Raw genomic sequence first — 15,398 nt, 5'->3', positions numbered from 1 at the left:
GATGGGGTGTGGGTAAAGAATAAATACCCATACCCTACAAGGTACAAGCCCCTACATTTATCTATGGAGTCAAATCAAAGATGTATTTTGAGATACGTAGTGCGAAAAATACAGTGTTTGCTGCTTGAAACCTCTGATTTTAATTATGGGGTTCCCCACACCCTATACCCGTTTCATAACCCCCTATAATCCCCAAGGGGGATAGAGAAAGTAGACAAGGGAGTAAAACCAAACCCAAAAAGTACGGCTCCCAACAATACAAACTGCTTCAAAAGCCTATTTGACCGTTGAACAATCTTCCTTGTCTACCTGTCTTCTAATCTCCCAAGCCTAGCCTCAACTGAAATGTTAAAAACCTAACCTTGTGAGGCAGGAAGCAGGGAGAGTGAAGCAAGTAGTTCTAATCCAGAAATTGGGTAATTTATTTTTTGGTGTTCCCTAAGGTAGGAATCTAAGATCTATGGGAATGATGGTGCCAGATTATATCTCTTTTTGTTAATTTTTGTTACACAACAATTTTGAGAATAATTCTTCCTGGCATAGACTATTAAAAATAGGGATTTATGGCTATTTGCCTGCAAAAATTGAGGGATAAATACCAGTCAAACTCCTCCCGAAAAAGTAATTGCTATAGAGAACTATTCACCTTAACTAAAAGTAAAAAAAATCTAAACTTAAAAAAAATTAATAAAAATTCTTGTCAAAAAGTCCTATGGTAACTTTTTAGTGGCTTTTTGTTAAGTCCGCTAACAATTTAATAATCCTTCTGGCTAGTTCACCTTTTAAAGTTGAGAAATTTAGATATGAGCAGCAATTTAGCACAAAAATTGCGTGTAGGTACGAAAAAAGCCCACACAATGGCAGAAAATGTTGGGTTTGTCAAGTGTTTTTTAAAGGGAGTAGTTGAAAAAAACTCCTATCGTAAATTAGTTGGGAACCTCTACTTTGTTTATTCCGCAATGGAAGAGGAGATGGAAAAGCTGCAAGACCATCCCATTATTTCTCAGATTAACTTTAAGGAACTATACCGCCAAAAAACTTTAGAGCAAGACCTCAACTATTACTATGGTGCGACATGGCGGGAGCAAGTTCAACTATCTTCTGCGGGAAAAGCTTATGTACAGCGCATCCGAGAATTAGCTGAAACAGAGCCAGAGTTATTGGTAGCCCATTCCTACACCCGTTATCTTGGTGATTTATCTGGGGGACAAATTCTCAAGGGTATTGCCCAAACAGCAATGAAACTGGATGATGGTGGTACTGCCTTTTACGAATTTGACGATATTCAGAACGAGAAGGAGTTTAAAGCCAAATATCGCCAAACTTTAGATGAGTTACCTATCGATGATGCCACAGGCGATCGCATTGTGGAAGAAGCCAATGATGCCTTTGGGATGAATATGAAAATGTTCCAAGAATTGGAAGGTAATTTAGTCAAAGCGATCGGTATCATGGTTTATAATTCCCTCATCCGTCGTCGTACACGGGGTAGTACAGAATTAGCGACTGCTGAATAAATTTTAATACAACAGCTATAAGCCAAAGTCAATCTGGAATAATGGATTGATAGGGGCAATGCTTCTAGGAAAGTTAAAGATGAATACTTTCTCCTTCTTAGAAGAATTGCCCCTAAATTGTCTTTTTACCGAACTAACATGGCTGCAAAAATTCCCGTCACTGTCATCACTGGCTTCTTAGGAAGTGGTAAAACAACCTTGATTCGTCATTTACTGCAAAATAACCAGGGACGACGCATTGCGGTTTTAGTCAATGAATTTGGCGAGCTTGGTATAGATGGTGAATTATTGAAATCCTGTCAAATTTGCCCAGAAGATAGTGATGGCAAAGATAATATATTTGAACTTACCAATGGCTGTCTATGCTGCACGGTGCAGGAAGAATTTTTGCCAACCATGCAAAAATTACTCCAACGTAAGGATAATATTGACTGTATTTTAATTGAAACTAGTGGTTTAGCCTTACCCAAACCCTTAGTCAAAGCCTTTCGCTGGCATGAAATTCGCTCTGGTGCCACAGTGGATGCGGTAATTACGGTAGTAGATTGTGCCGCAGTCGCAGCCGGTACATTTGCAAGTGATCCGCAAGCAGTGTTAGCGCAACGGGAGGCTGATGAGAGTTTAGAGCATGAAACCCCCCTACAAGAATTATTTGAAGACCAACTGGCTTGTGCCGATTTAGTGATTTTGAATAAAACCGATTTAGTAGATGAAGTCACAAAAGCTACAGTTGAGTCATTAGTCAAGCAAGAAGTGCCCGGTATCGTCAAAATGGTGGACAGTTGTGAAGGGAAACTTGATCCATCTTTACTATTAGGCTTTAATGCTGCGGTAGAGGAAAACTTAGATAGTCGTCCTAGCCATCATGATACGGAAGAAGACCATGATCATGATGATGAAATTAGCTCAACTCATCTGATTTTAGACCGTGCCTATGAGCCAGAACAACTGATGATGGAGTTGCGAACGCTAGCACAAAATCAGGATATTTATCGGATTAAGGGGTTTGTCTCAGTCCCAAATAAGTCCATGCGTTTAGTTATGCAAGGAGTAGGAACCCGATTTGATCAATTTTATGATCGACCTTGGCAAAATCATGAATCTAGGCAAACTAGTTTAGTGTTTATTGGCAAAGATTTGGATACTTCAGCAATTGAGTCCCAGTTGGTAGCACTCTAGTTAAAGAGAGAAGGAGGGGAAGAGGGAAAGGGGGAAGGAGTGAAAGAATTTTCCTCATCCCCTCATCACTCCTCCTCAATGGGTTACATTTATTATTGGCAAGTTCCTGTAAAGTTTTATGTCAGTTTCTCAAATCTTCGATGGTGCTAATGTTTTCGTATTACCATTTTGGGCATTGATGATTTTTTTGCCTAACTGGAAAGTTACACGCAAGGTAATGGAATCCTATCTGCCTTTTGTGGCGTTAGCGGCAGTGTATTTGTACTTATTTATCAACAGTATCACACCAGAAAATGCTCAGGCTTTGGCTAATCCCCAGCTAGCAGATATTGCGAGATTTTTTGCCGAGGAGCAAGCCGCCGCAACTGGTTGGATTCACTTTTTGGTGTTGGATTTATTTGTAGGTAGATGGGTATATTGGGAAGGGCAAAAAACAGGGATTTGGACGGTTCATTCCATTGCTTTGTGTTTATTTGCTGGTCCTTTAGGATTACTGTCTCACATTGTTACCTCTTGGATTAGTAAGGCATTTGCTCAGAGTGTAGAAGAAAAAACTGTTTCATCTAGCGGTACTTAGGATTAAATGGGCTTACTTCAACCAATCATATACATGGCCAGTGAACTATACCAAATATTCTCACACCGATATAAGCCAAAAATCTACGCCACTTACTGATACCAGCTTCTTCCATCATCTTCAGAAATAAATAGTCAGCATCTTTTCGGGAGTAAATTACTTCTTTTGGTTCAATACTCCCTAATATTTTTTGATTCCCAGCATGGGTTTTTTGTCCTCCCTGGGTATAATACATGAAATCATGAATTGAGGTTGCTTCAATAGATAGCTCGTGTATGGCAATTATTTTCCAGAAAGGTCTGGGAATTGTGGCTAAATCGAAATCAAAACCTTCATATAAAGTTATTTCAGATTTTTTATTTTTATCCTGATAGCAGTACTTTTCTCTTAAAAACCATCTATTTTTCTTGGGGTGGTAAGATACTTTTGCTAATGTTAATTCTGTTCTTTCTTGCTCAGTACAACATTGCATCATTTTATCCCCTTTCTGTATACGAGTAGTTTCTCGTTTTCTACCTAATTATTCAAATTAAAAATATTGATTTCCGTATTTTCTTCAGTCAAGAGACCAGAATAAAATTTGTCACATATGAAATATTTTTTCATATCTAGCACTACGCAATTCGGGCGTGGACATTGTTGAATCACTCAACCGATGGGCAGTAAACTTATTACTTATGGGTAGTGCTATACATGTAGACGAATTTGCAATTGCCACACTCTGAATCTTGGAAAAACATGCTCCCCCAATCCCTCCATCCAGACTTACCCCTCACGGCTCTTGCTCCCATGCAGGACGTGACAAACCTCTGGTTTATGAAGGTGGTTTCTGATTATGGTAGTCCTGACTACTTCTTTACTGAGTATTTCCGCGTAAATAACACCTCACGCCTCAATCGCCGCATTTTGGCATCAATCACCGAAAACGACACGGGTTGCCCCATTTTTGCTCAAATGATTGGTGAAAGCATTCCAGACTTAGTCAGAACAGCACGGGAACTCTGCCGCTACAATATTGCTGGAGTTGACTTAAATATGGGTTGTCCAGCACCTAGGGTTTATCGCAAAAATGTGGGGGGTGGATTACTGCGAGAACCGGAAAAAGTGGATCGGATTTTGGCAGAGTTGCGTTCTATGGTCAATGATCGACCTTTGACTGTTAAGATGCGGGTAGGCTTTGACAATACAGATACTTTTGACGAAATTTTAGATATTGTCGCTCGCCACAACATTGATTTACTGAGTTTGCATGGTCGCACGGTGAAAGATAAATACCACGGAGAAGTTAGGTATGATCTAATTGCTTCAGCCGTCAAGCGGCTTGATTGTCCAGTGCTTGCCAATGGTAATATTAACTCTGCTGCAACTGCCCTGGAAGTACTTTCTCAAACAGGTGCAGCAGGTGTGATGGTGGGACGTTGGGCGATCGCAAATCCTTGGATTTTTCAGCAAATTCGGCAGGCTTTGCGAGGAGAACTCATTACGCCAGTTCCTTTAGTAGAGGTACGCAACTATATTGATCGTTTATCGCAAACCCCTAACTCGGTAGCTATGCCAGCCCGAGCCCGTATAGGCTACTTGAAAAAATTTCTTAATTACATTGCTCTGTTGGTGGACGGTGAAGGGCATTTCCTGGGGCTAATGCGAAAGACACAGACTGAGGCGGAACTGCTGAACCTTTGCGACAGCTTCCTCCTTATTGAGAATGAACACTTTGCTTTAGCACCTTACTCTAGGGTTGCACAAGCAATAAGTAAATAAATCTCATCTAACTTGAAAATGGGGAGTGAGGAATCGGGAGTTGGTCAGAAGTATTTTCATCCTTGGTGGTGAAATCTTTTCATCGGGACTGCTCCTTGCTCCCCTGCTTTTTCTGGTTAAAGTATTCAAAATTGCTAACAAAAAGATACAATTCTAACCCACAGATAGAAGCTGGTTGCTTAATGTTTACGCTATCCTAGTAGTATCAGTGTTGAACTTGAAGAGGAAACTATTATCGCTACCAAACAACTAATCAATCATCGCATCAAGTCTTCCCAGGTCTTACTAATTGACCATGAAAATAATAACCGTGGGGTGACTGATACCCGTGAGGCTTTAAAACTGGCTGAAGAGGTAGGCTTAGACTTGGTGGTAGTCTCAGAGAACAAAGAGACACCTGTGGCTAAAATATTGGACTATGGGAAACATCTGTATCAACAGAAAAAACGCCAGCGCCAATCCTCTAAACCCACAATGAAGGAAGTTAAACTTCGCCCGAACGTTGGTGATTCTGATTACGGTGTACGCATCAATAGAGCCTTAGAGTGGCTAGATAAGGGTGATTCTGTCAAGTTTCAAGTGCGTTTGCGCGGTAGAGAACATCAACACCGCGATAGAGCCACTGAGTTATTGGAAAGAGTGATTACAGATTTGAGTAAAGTTGGTAAAGTCCAGTCTTTTGACAAAAGAACCCTAATTCTTCAAGTGGTTCCTGCATAGGTAGAGTTTATGGGGATTTCTCGGGAAATCCCCAGTCAATTTTAGATTTTAGATTTTAGATTTTAGATTTTGGATCGACCGCAAAAGAAAAGAATACAAGCCTTTTCTCCTCATCTCCCCTGCTCTCTGCTCCCTGCTCCCTGCTCCCTACATCTTCCGACCCCATGTCTCAAGTCAGTTAATACTACCAAGGTAGTTTACTGCCATCCCAAGAGAAAAATTCCCCAGTATCATTATCTTTCAAGTTTTCCATCACATCCATCAATTGGTTCACAGTGTGCTCTACAGAAAATAATTTCTCCACTGGGACATTTTTTTGAAATGGCTGGGAAAGACGAGTATCAGTTGTACCTGGGTGTAATGTTACTACTATGGTTTTTGGTGTTCTTCTTTTATACTCAATGGCTGTGGTTTTCATAAACATATTCAACCCAGCTTTGGAAGCACGATAACCGTACCACCCACCGAGTCTATTATCCCCTATACTACCAACTTTGGCAGAAATACAGGCGAAAATGCTGTTTTCTGGATGCTTGAATAGAGGTAAGAGGTGTTTAGCGAGTAATACCGCAGCAATACTATTAATTTGGAAGTATCTCAGTAAATTTTCTGAATTTATTTGTCTTAAACTTTTCTCTGGTTGCAAACTAGAGTCATGAAGTATTCCCACACAGTTAACAACTAGGTGGAGTTTTTTGATGTCTGCACCTATCTTTTGGATACATTTTTCTATTTGTGATTCTTCGGTAATATCCATTACTAGACAAGTTAGTTTATGTGGATATGCGTTTGCAATTGAGATTAACTCGGTAGCGGTTTCCGGTTGGCGATAGGTGGTGTAAATTTTGCCGATTCTGTCATCTTGGATTAGCTTTTGTACAAAGCCTAGACCTATGCCTTGACTTGCACCGATAATTAGGGCATTGGCTGGATGGGATTCATGAAGAAAAGACATTTTTACACCTGTATAGGACTATGTGCAAGTAATAAGTAAGGCTTAGGGCTTAGGGCTTAGGGAGTAGGGAGTAGGGAGTAGGGAGTGGGGATTAGTTCCAACTTCTTTATTTCTATTTTTTTTGTCATAAAAAATAACAGATGCAAGGATTTTAAACCTAAAATCCTAATTTTCTTGCACTTATTTCCCAATAGGATAGCCTCAAAGCATTGATAAATCAACATTTTTCAGTTATTCAGCAGACCCTAAGTAATAAATAATAAGTAACAAGTGATCACTCCCGGTTAGCTCATTTTTTTTGGAGTTCGAGAAATTGCCCAAAAATATCGAATCTAAACCAAGGATGAAAACACCTCTTCCCGACTCCCGACTCCCGACTCCCAACTCTCCAATCCCCATTCTCAAATTAGTGGTTCATGAAAATTTGGTTAATAATCCCAAAAGCTTCTTACTTGTGGGTGTTAATAATGTCCGGCGATAGGCATCTGCTGCTTTCTTAATGGCTTCGGCTTGAGTGGGATAGGGATGAATAACACTACTGAGTTTACTCAAACCAATCTTATTCACAATGGCGGTGGTGATTTCCGAAATCATCTCTCCTGCATGACGAGCGACTATAGTTGCACCCAGAATTTCATCAGAACCCTTTTTGTGAATAATTTTCACAAAACCTGCCGTTTCACCATCTGCGATCGCTCGATCAACATGACTAAAATCGATTTTAATGGTATTAATATTTATACCCATCTCCTGTGCGTCCTTTTCATACATTCCCACATGGGCAATTTCCGGGTCTGTAAATGTGACCCAAGGCATGACTAAATTACTGAGTTTGTAACGCCCCAAACCAAAGGGAGAAAAGAGAGTATTTTTAATCACAATCCTTGCTGCTGCGTCTGCTGCATGGGTGAACTTCCAATTCATACAGATATCTCCAGCAGCGTATATTTTGGGGTTGGAGGTTTGCAAATAATCATTGACTTGCACTCCTCTGCGCCTATCATATGTAACACCTACCCCCTCTAAATTTAATCCTTCCACATTGGGGACTCGCCCTGCACCTACCAAAATCTCATCTACGGTAACAGAATCCCTATGACCATTACAATTGAAGTAGATTCTTTTACCATTGTCTACAGTTTCTACCAGTTCTAAATCACAACCCAGTACTAAACGAATACCTTCTTGCTCAAAGACCTTTTGCACAATCTCTGCTGCATCTGTATCTTCCTTATTCAGGATGTGGGAACCGCGATGGAATAGCACCACCTCACAACCCAAACGCCGGAAAGCTTGTGCTAATTCACTACCAATGGGTCCACCGCCAATCACTGCTAATCGCTGGGGTTTTTGCACCAGGGAAAATACGGTTTCATTGGTTAAATATCCGGCTTCTTCTATACCAGTAATTCCAGGATGTAAAGCCCTAGCACCAGTGGCAATTACCGCCTTTTTATATCGGAGAGTGTGCTCACCAACTTGGACAATACCATCTTCTGCAAATCTACCTTCCCCTAAGAAAACATCAACTCCCAAGTTTTGAAACCGGGGTGCAGAGTCGACATGACTAATACCCGCCCTTAATCGTCGCATTCTTGCCATCACAGCAGGAAAATCCACTTCAATGTGTTCTGGAGATTTAATCCCAAATGGGTCTGCATCCCGAATATCAGCTACCACACGGGAGGAACGAATCACACATTTGGAAGGTACACAACCCACATTTAAGCAATCCCCACCCATGAGATGTTTTTCAATTAAGGCTACCTTTAAACCTAAGTCTAAACCGGCTGCACCTGCTGCAACTACTAATCCCGCAGTTCCTGCACCTATTACCACTAAGTCATAACAATCAGCAGGGTGAGGATTTATCCAATCTGGTGGATGAACGTAAGAAATTAATTTTTGATTATGCTCATCCATTGGTGGGAATGAGACTCTCTCGAAGGCGGAGTTGGACATCTGCTATTCCTGATATGATTTTAGATTTTGGATTTTAAATTGGGAGATTGGGCATTCTTATACCATTTTGAAAAAGAATGCCACAAAAGGGGAAGGATTGTCTTGATTGTTAAGTACGATGGCTTTGTATCTTCAAAGAAGTGTGTAAATAATAAAATTTATCGGGAAACTACAACACGATTCAACTCACCAGGAGTGAGGTGGGAGTGGACAACTTGACCATCAACAAACCAAGCTATTCTTTGGGTATGACGAGCCACATCTAACTCATGAGTTACCATCACCACAGTCATTCCACTCCGATTGAGTTCCCCAAAAATTGCTAATACTTCTTGAGTTGTATGGGTATCAAGTGCCCCTGTAGGTTCATCCGCCAAGAGTAAAACTGGGTTATTAACAATAGCACGGGCGATCGCTACCCTTTGTTGTTGTCCTCCAGAAAGTTGGGTCGGTTTATTAGATAGGCGTGTTCCTAAACCAACCCTAATCAGGGCTTCTGTGGCTCTGTCATGGCGCTCTTTAGCTGATACACTGGCATACACCATCGGTAGCATGACATTTTCTAATGCGCTAAGTTGAGGTAAAAGATGGAATTGCTGGAACACAAAGCCAATTTTTTGATTGCGAATATGAGCTAATTGCTTATCATCCATTTGGGCAACATCTATATCATCTAAATAATAATTGCCAGAGGTGGGACGATCTAGACAACCAATAATATTCATGGCTGTGGACTTCCCAGAACCGGATGGCCCCATAATGGAACAATATTCACCTGTTTCTACAATTAAATTAACATCGTTCAGTGCCCGGACTTCCGTGTCACCACTACCATATATCTTAAAAATATGCTCTAGGTTAATAATTTTTTTAGTCGGTGTAGGGACTGTTGGCAATTCTTGGGTATTAAGATTTTGGCTCATAGCTACCACGGCATCAGATAAGATTATTCTATCTGCCGAAAGATTGAGGATGCTTCTTTGCGAATATCTTTATAGACAAATTAAAACGAAATAGGTTCCGCATGATGACGGAACCTATACTGCGATCAAGATACTCCGATACCTTTGCTTTTATTAACTCACACTGGAAACTGAGTAAGCGACAAAAATTAACCCACCAATTAAGGCTGCACCTAAAATGCCCAGAAAAATATAATTGCGTTTTTGGTTTGCTGTTGGTGGTTCTGCTTGGTAAACTTTGGGTTCACGAGCAAAATTATTCAGACGACCACCTTCTTCGCTTGTGTAGGGCATAAATAAATTCCTTTCTCCAGTTTTTTGTATTATGTTACAAAAAAGTAATTTTTGTTCTAACTTAGGGAGACAATTTTTAATATTTCTTAACCTAATTGACAATAGTTCCAGTTAAGGGAGAAGAGGCACTAGCATAGCTTTTCATGGGCATTCTGCCAGCTAAATATGCCGTTCTTCCCGCCACTGCTGCTAAATTCATGGCATAAGCCATTGCTGGAGGGTTATGGGAGAGAGCAATCGCACTATTAATTAATAAAGCATCTGCACCCATTTCCATCGCCTGTGCTGCCTCGGATGGGGAACCAATACCTGCATCTACAACTACTGGGATTTGAGCATTTTCAATAATAATTTGAATGTTGCTAGCTGTTTTTAAACCTTGTCCCGAACCTATGGGTGCAGCTAAGGGCATGACTGTAGCACAGCCCACTTCTTCTAAACGCTTGGCTAACATGGGATCGGCATTTATATAGGGCAACACTGCAAATCCTTCTTTAACTAATTGTTCTGCGGCTGATAGAGTACCAATGGGGTCTGGGAGTAAATATTTAGTATCGGGTATCACTTCTAACTTGACAAAATTATTGTCTTCTTGTCCCAAAAGTTTTGCCATTTCCCTACCCAGACGGGCAACCCGAATTGCTTCTTCGGCGGTTTTACAGCCTGCGGTGTTAGGAAGCATCCAAATTTTCTGCCAATCTAAGGCTTCTGCTAAACCTTCATGTCCGGGAGCATTGGTTTGTACTCGTCTGACAGCAACGGTGACAATTTGACAACCACTAGCAACAACACTATGTTGCATTTGTTCAATGCTACGATATTTACCCGTTCCAGTCATTAATCGGGAGGTAAAGGTTTTACCACCAATGGTGAGGGCTGTATCTTGGCTGGAAAGCTGAAAGTTGTTATTAGGAAGGGTAAGGGGAAGATGGGGAGAATGGGCAAGCATGGGGGAATTAGTCGGTGATGAAGATTGAAAACGGGAGTAATGGAAGTGAGAAAGCAGGGGATCGGACTTTTGCTCACCAATTAAATCTGCAATTAAGTTAGCTGTAATCGGTGCTAGAAGAATGCCATTACGGTAATGTCCTGTGGCAAAGGTAAAGTTATCACAGTTACTAGTCCCCAGTATGGGCAACTCATCGGTAGTGGCGGGACGAAATCCCCACCAAAATTCTTCAATGGGGTATTCCTGTAATTGGGGATATAGACGAATTGCTGCTGTGAGTAGTGTTTGGATGCCATTGGGGGTATTGTGGGGAGTAAAACCAACATCTTCACTGGTAGCACCAATAATAATTCTGCGCTCCCGTCTTGGTACTATGTAAATATTTTCCCCAAATAAAACCCTGTTTAAGGGTAATGTAGGCAGAAATTCCGGAACTCGCAGACTGAGCATTTGTCCTTTAATCGGCTTTACAGGTAAGGGAAACAATTGATTCGACCAAGCTCCTGTAGCCATAATATAGTGGTCTGCTTTCAGTAAACCAGTGTTGGTTTGTACCCCTATAACCCGGCGCTGTTGTTGTAAAATTCCTTCTGCTTGAATACCTTCTTTTAATTCAATCCCTAAGGTTTTGACAGCTGTTAATAACACCTTGGCTAAGGCGCGGTTGTCTACCTGTCCATCTTCTGGATACCACCAACCTCCAACAACTTCCTTACCTAATTCTGATTGGTATTTATGTATGGCTTCCCTATCTAGCCAGTAACCGGGAGAGTCAGAGCCTGATTTGTCTTTGTTTTCATCCCGCTGATAAACTGGTGCGAGAATGCCACAGCACCAATAACCAGTGTTTAGCCCCGTAATTTCCTCTAGTTTACGAATCCATTCTGGGTATAAATTGCGCGATCGCCAACATAATTCCTGCATCGCTGTAACTGATATCCGCTCCGCATCTGGCGCTAACATCCCTGCTGCTGCGTGGGTAGCTGCGGCTTGAAAGTCCCGACTGATTACGGTGGGTGATGCTCCCCGCAATTTTAGTTCAATGGCGATCGCTAAACCGATAACACCGCCACCAATAATCAAAATGTCACGAGTCATTAGTCAAATAATTTTGGATTTTGCAAACTTTTCAAGACGGATTTTGGATTGACCGAAAAAGAATCTCTTGACTATTTTTATAATGTATTTCAGCCTGGTATAGTAATTTCATTCTTGCATTGCAATTTAAATCTTATCACTGAATGTCATCCACCCGAAATGAGTGGATGATATATAACAGAGGCATATTCGATAAATGAGAAAAATATTTAATATCTTGAGTAAAAAATTCACAGATGATAATTTTATGCACCTTATTGAAGATATAGAGGTGTTTGTTTCTAAGATACTTTCTATCGCTATGGTAATTGTAATTGCTGTGGCTGTATTTGACTTAGGGGTATATTTAGTTAATGAATTATGGACCACTGATTATGGTAAATTTAACAAAGTATTATTTAACCTGTTTGGGTTGTTTTTAAATATTCTCATTGCTTTAGAAATTCTCGAAAATATTACGGCATATCTTCGTAAACACGTTGTTCAAGTAGAATTAGTAATTGTTACTTCTTTAATTGCCATTGCGAGAAAAATTATTATTCTTGATTTAACTAAAGTCAAAGGAATAGATATTATTGGCTTAGCAACAGCTATACTTGCTTTATCAATCAGTTATTGGATTATTCGCACTAGCACAAAAAATTAAGGCGTTGCATAAATGGATTTACCAATTATTTATCATCCTAACTATGTAGCTCCTATTCCGACAAATCATCGCTTTCCTATGGCTAAATTTCAGCAGTTATACGAGCTATTGTTAGCTGATGGTGTGGCAGAAACAGAACAATTTTATACTCCTGAACGCCCCTCTGAAAAATTAATTGAACTAATTCATACTCCAGAATATGTACAAGCTTACTGCCAAGGAAACCTGGAAAATAAAGAACAAAGACGTATCGGTTTACCTTGGAGTTTAGCCTTAGCAAATCGTACTTGTGTTGCAGTAGGTGGTACGATTTTGGCAGCAGAGTTGGCTTTGCAGAAGGGTATGGCTTGCAATACTGCTGGTGGAACCCATCATGCTTTTCCTAGTTATGGATCTGGATTTTGTATTTTCAATGATTTAGCGATCGCTAGTCGTGTTTTACAAACCCAGGGAATTGTAGAAACTATTCTCATTGTAGATTTAGATGTGCATCAGGGAGATGGCACTGCTTTTATTTTTCAAGGGGATGATAGTGTATTTACTTTTTCTATGCACTGTGAAGTGAATTTTCCCAGAACTAAGCAGCAAAGTGATATAGATGTACCTTTAAGTGTAGGTATGGAAGATGATGAATATTTACAAACCCTGGCGAGTTATCTTCCTGATTTATTATCTCAAATCAAACCAGATTTAGTTCTATATGATGCTGGTGTTGATCCTCATATTGGAGATAAGTTGGGAAAATTAGCTTTAACTGATACAGGTATTTATCGTCGAGAAATGCAAGTTTTAAGTACCTGTGTGGCTGGGGGTTATCCCATCGCCTGTGTAATTGGTGGTGGTTACACTGATGATATGAAGTCTTTGGTTTATCGTCATTCTCTACTACATCGTGCTGCTAATCAGGTTTATCAGCAATATCGATTGTAGGGGATGTCATTTCAGTTATCAGTTATCAGTTATCAGTTACCTCATCGATAAATCGAGGGGCTTGAAACTCAGAAAAAATTTTTGACTCTCCACGGATAAATCCGGGGGCTTGTATCCAGTCTATTTTTTGTTCAGGAGAGTGTGGGGAGATGAGGAGATGAGGAGATAGGGAGAAAGGGGAACTTCCACGAATAAATTATACTGTGGGCGAATCGGTTGGGGGAGTATGACCAATGTATGCCTACATAGGGTTTGCTGAATAACTGAAAAATATTGATTTATCAATGCTTTGAGGCTATTTTATTGGGGACTAAGTGCGAGGACATTAGGATTTTAGGTTTAAAATCCTTGCATCTGTTATTTTTTCTGGCAAAAAGAATAGAAATAAAGAGGCTGGAATTACTCCCCACTCCCTACTCCCCACTCTCTACTCTCTACTCCCTACTCCCTACTCCTCACTTCCTACTCCCACCAAAAGACTTTTATGCCTAACGGCACGCTCCGCGAACAGCAAGCCCTATATACCAAATATTTCAGCGCGTTTCAACCTGCTTGGTTTATTAGCCCGCAATTCATTGCAGGGCGGGAAAGAAGTGCAAAACGAGGTTTTCAGGGTGATGTTTTTGACCCGTGAGTAAAGACCTTATTTTCCATATTTCACCATTAAAAAAGACAAAACACTTTCCCCTAATGTCTCTCTACAATACATAAAATCTAGGAATATCAACCTCATTCAAGCTTGTATAATTGGTGCTTTAATAGATTACATCCTAGACGTAATTTTTAGTTTATAGATACTCCTATTTAAATAATCATGATGCCCTATAAACCTCTATTTATAAGTTGCTAAAGGTAATAAGAATAGAGCTTAAAGATTAGCATTTACCATCATTTCAAAAAAAGACATAACGGTTTACATTGCGGCTATAAATACACTTTAAAAGGCTTGCACATCAAGGAAATATGCGTAAATATATATTCAAGAGGCAAGCGAAACAAAACGCTTAACTCAAACAAAAGAATAACAAGTACAAAATTTTTATTTTTCTCGTTATTCAACAATTATCTAGCAACAAACAACACTATTTAAGGTACAAATCATGTCTAAATTAGCAGTTCGCGATCTAACTCCTTCCACTTTAGAAGTAGCAAATGAGAAGGTCGTCGGTGGTTTTCTGGACAAGTATGACATTGGCAAGTACATCGACAAAAGCACTGATTTTAACTTTGACATTGACATTGAAAATTTATTTGTAATTAATGAGATGATTATCCTCGACGGTGGTATTGGCATTCTAAACGCCTAGATATTTGTATTGGGAATAGCTGAAAATCTTTTTTGGTTAATTTGTAAGCATCAAAGCTTAACAAAAAAACCTATTTACAGTGATTTGTAACATCACATAGAAAGGATTCCAAAATACTTTTGAGTAATTTTTAGATATTCTCTCGACTTGAATTTACCCATAAACAATGGGTAAATTCAAGTCAATTCAAGTGTTATCCGTTTAATTTTTTTGATTACAACATCTAGTATTCAAGAGTAAAAATGTCTAAAATTACAATTCAATATCTGAAACTTTCTATTATCGAATCTATAGATAATCAATAAATATTAGGTGGAAATACCATAGACTAATCTACCACAATCAATGATATATCAATTCTTTTCAGTTATCAGAATATTATTGGGGATAATGCAATAGGGTTTCAAATTAACTTTAACTTTGAATTTGACTTCGTTCTCGTTTTTCAATCTATTTTCAAAATTTATTTATAAGGAGTTTCGTAAAACTCTTTCTCTTTCTGCATCCTACTCTCATTCCTAATTATTGGGCGCAAGCATTC

The 15,398-nt window shown here is 39.7% G+C and carries 15 protein-coding genes; 9 read left to right on the top strand and 6 right to left on the bottom strand.

What is annotated here, in order from left to right:
• The first annotated feature begins 803 nt into the window (after positions 1 to 803).
• The 3 genes from CALSC_RS08550 (at position 804) to CALSC_RS08540 (ending at position 3,273) form a co-directional block, all read left to right on the top strand.
• Positions 804 to 1,517, top strand: a complete 714-nt coding sequence (locus CALSC_RS08550; protein WP_088240947.1) for a biliverdin-producing heme oxygenase — start codon at positions 804 to 806, stop codon at positions 1,515 to 1,517.
• Positions 1,518 to 1,655: 138 nt separating this feature from the next.
• Complete coding sequence (cobW, locus tag CALSC_RS08545) at positions 1,656 to 2,696, top strand: cobalamin biosynthesis protein CobW (protein ID WP_088240946.1); 1,041 nt, start codon at positions 1,656 to 1,658, stop codon at positions 2,694 to 2,696.
• Positions 2,697 to 2,814: 118 nt separating this feature from the next.
• Positions 2,815 to 3,273, top strand: a complete 459-nt coding sequence (locus CALSC_RS08540; protein WP_088240945.1) for an ABA4-like family protein — start codon at positions 2,815 to 2,817, stop codon at positions 3,271 to 3,273.
• Between the two features lie 25 nt (positions 3,274 to 3,298).
• Here CALSC_RS08540 and CALSC_RS08535 read toward each other — a convergent pair whose 3' ends face one another.
• Complete coding sequence (locus CALSC_RS08535; RefSeq protein WP_088240944.1) at positions 3,299 to 3,748, bottom strand: DUF1353 domain-containing protein; 450 nt, start codon at positions 3,746 to 3,748, stop codon at positions 3,299 to 3,301.
• Between the two features lie 263 nt (positions 3,749 to 4,011).
• Between CALSC_RS08535 and CALSC_RS08530 the strand changes: the two genes are divergently transcribed.
• Positions 4,012 to 5,034 carry a tRNA dihydrouridine synthase gene (locus tag CALSC_RS08530; RefSeq protein WP_088240943.1) on the top strand — a complete coding sequence of 341 codons (1,023 nt, stop codon included), beginning with the start codon at positions 4,012 to 4,014 and terminating at the stop codon, positions 5,032 to 5,034.
• 204 nt (positions 5,035 to 5,238) lie between these two features.
• Entirely contained in the window at positions 5,239 to 5,754 is a 516-nt protein-coding gene (infC, locus tag CALSC_RS08525) for a translation initiation factor IF-3 (protein WP_088240942.1), read from the top strand.
• A gap of 184 nt (positions 5,755 to 5,938) precedes the next feature.
• Here the strand turns inward: infC and CALSC_RS08520 are convergent, their stop codons facing one another.
• From CALSC_RS08520 to thiO, 5 genes are all read right to left on the bottom strand, one after another.
• Entirely contained in the window at positions 5,939 to 6,709 is a 771-nt protein-coding gene (locus CALSC_RS08520; protein ID WP_088240941.1) for an SDR family NAD(P)-dependent oxidoreductase, read from the bottom strand.
• A 414-nt stretch (positions 6,710 to 7,123) separates the two neighbouring features.
• Positions 7,124 to 8,671 (bottom strand): mercuric reductase, encoded by a 1,548-nt coding sequence (locus CALSC_RS08515; RefSeq protein WP_088240940.1) that lies wholly within the window; start codon positions 8,669 to 8,671, stop codon positions 7,124 to 7,126.
• A gap of 158 nt (positions 8,672 to 8,829) precedes the next feature.
• On the bottom strand, positions 8,830 to 9,594 hold the full coding sequence (locus CALSC_RS08510; RefSeq protein WP_088240939.1) for an ABC transporter ATP-binding protein: 765 nt from the start codon (positions 9,592 to 9,594) through the stop codon (positions 8,830 to 8,832).
• Between the two features lie 153 nt (positions 9,595 to 9,747).
• Positions 9,748 to 9,927, bottom strand: coding sequence for a photosystem II assembly protein Psb34 (psb34, locus tag CALSC_RS08505; RefSeq protein WP_088240938.1), 180 nt, complete (start codon positions 9,925 to 9,927; stop codon positions 9,748 to 9,750).
• A gap of 91 nt (positions 9,928 to 10,018) precedes the next feature.
• Positions 10,019 to 11,974 (bottom strand): glycine oxidase ThiO, encoded by a 1,956-nt coding sequence (gene thiO, locus CALSC_RS08500; RefSeq protein ID WP_088240937.1) that lies wholly within the window; start codon positions 11,972 to 11,974, stop codon positions 10,019 to 10,021.
• 196 nt (positions 11,975 to 12,170) lie between these two features.
• Here thiO and CALSC_RS08495 point away from each other — a divergent pair, with 196 nt between their 5' ends.
• From CALSC_RS08495 to CALSC_RS08485, 4 genes are all read left to right on the top strand, one after another.
• Positions 12,171 to 12,620, top strand: coding sequence for a phosphate-starvation-inducible PsiE family protein (locus tag CALSC_RS08495; protein ID WP_088240936.1), 450 nt, complete (start codon positions 12,171 to 12,173; stop codon positions 12,618 to 12,620).
• A 12-nt stretch (positions 12,621 to 12,632) separates the two neighbouring features.
• A complete protein-coding gene (locus tag CALSC_RS08490; protein ID WP_088240935.1) occupies positions 12,633 to 13,550 on the top strand; it encodes a histone deacetylase family protein in 918 nt (305 codons plus the stop codon).
• Between the two features lie 484 nt (positions 13,551 to 14,034).
• Positions 14,035 to 14,184, top strand: a complete 150-nt coding sequence (locus CALSC_RS26365; RefSeq protein ID WP_159460587.1) for a hypothetical protein — start codon at positions 14,035 to 14,037, stop codon at positions 14,182 to 14,184.
• Positions 14,185 to 14,650: 466 nt separating this feature from the next.
• On the top strand, positions 14,651 to 14,857 hold the full coding sequence (locus CALSC_RS08485; protein WP_088240934.1) for a hypothetical protein: 207 nt from the start codon (positions 14,651 to 14,653) through the stop codon (positions 14,855 to 14,857).
• The last annotated feature ends 541 nt before the right edge of the window (positions 14,858 to 15,398 follow it).

It is taken from the genome of Calothrix rhizosoleniae SC01 (genome assembly GCF_900185595.1).
Lineage (GTDB): Bacteria > Cyanobacteriota > Cyanobacteriia > Cyanobacteriales > Nostocaceae > Calothrix_A > Calothrix_A rhizosoleniae.
The sequence above is the reverse complement of the archived record's forward strand: the minus strand, read 5'-3'. Positions and strand labels throughout refer to the sequence as shown.

What these genes read in the sequence shown, in the direction of transcription:
- psb34 (WP_088240938.1), bottom strand. Translation starts at nt 9,927, where the DNA reads ATGCCCTACACAAGCGAAGAAGGTGGTCGTCTGAATAATTTTGCTCGT.
- CALSC_RS08485 (WP_088240934.1), top strand. Translation starts at nt 14,651, where the DNA reads ATGTCTAAATTAGCAGTTCGCGATCTAACTCCTTCCACTTTAGAAGTA.
- CALSC_RS08535 (WP_088240944.1), bottom strand. Translation starts at nt 3,748, where the DNA reads ATGATGCAATGTTGTACTGAGCAAGAAAGAACAGAATTAACATTAGCA.
- CALSC_RS08515 (WP_088240940.1), bottom strand. Translation starts at nt 8,671, where the DNA reads ATGTCCAACTCCGCCTTCGAGAGAGTCTCATTCCCACCAATGGATGAG.
- CALSC_RS08490 (WP_088240935.1), top strand. Translation starts at nt 12,633, where the DNA reads ATGGATTTACCAATTATTTATCATCCTAACTATGTAGCTCCTATTCCG.
- CALSC_RS08495 (WP_088240936.1), top strand. Translation starts at nt 12,171, where the DNA reads ATGAGAAAAATATTTAATATCTTGAGTAAAAAATTCACAGATGATAAT.
- CALSC_RS08550 (WP_088240947.1), top strand. Translation starts at nt 804, where the DNA reads ATGAGCAGCAATTTAGCACAAAAATTGCGTGTAGGTACGAAAAAAGCC.
- CALSC_RS08530 (WP_088240943.1), top strand. Translation starts at nt 4,012, where the DNA reads ATGCTCCCCCAATCCCTCCATCCAGACTTACCCCTCACGGCTCTTGCT.
- thiO (WP_088240937.1), bottom strand. Translation starts at nt 11,974, where the DNA reads ATGACTCGTGACATTTTGATTATTGGTGGCGGTGTTATCGGTTTAGCG.
- CALSC_RS26365 (WP_159460587.1), top strand. Translation starts at nt 14,035, where the DNA reads ATGCCTAACGGCACGCTCCGCGAACAGCAAGCCCTATATACCAAATAT.
- CALSC_RS08520 (WP_088240941.1), bottom strand. Translation starts at nt 6,709, where the DNA reads ATGTCTTTTCTTCATGAATCCCATCCAGCCAATGCCCTAATTATCGGT.
- CALSC_RS08510 (WP_088240939.1), bottom strand. Translation starts at nt 9,594, where the DNA reads ATGAGCCAAAATCTTAATACCCAAGAATTGCCAACAGTCCCTACACCG.
- CALSC_RS08540 (WP_088240945.1), top strand. Translation starts at nt 2,815, where the DNA reads ATGTCAGTTTCTCAAATCTTCGATGGTGCTAATGTTTTCGTATTACCA.
- cobW (WP_088240946.1), top strand. Translation starts at nt 1,656, where the DNA reads ATGGCTGCAAAAATTCCCGTCACTGTCATCACTGGCTTCTTAGGAAGT.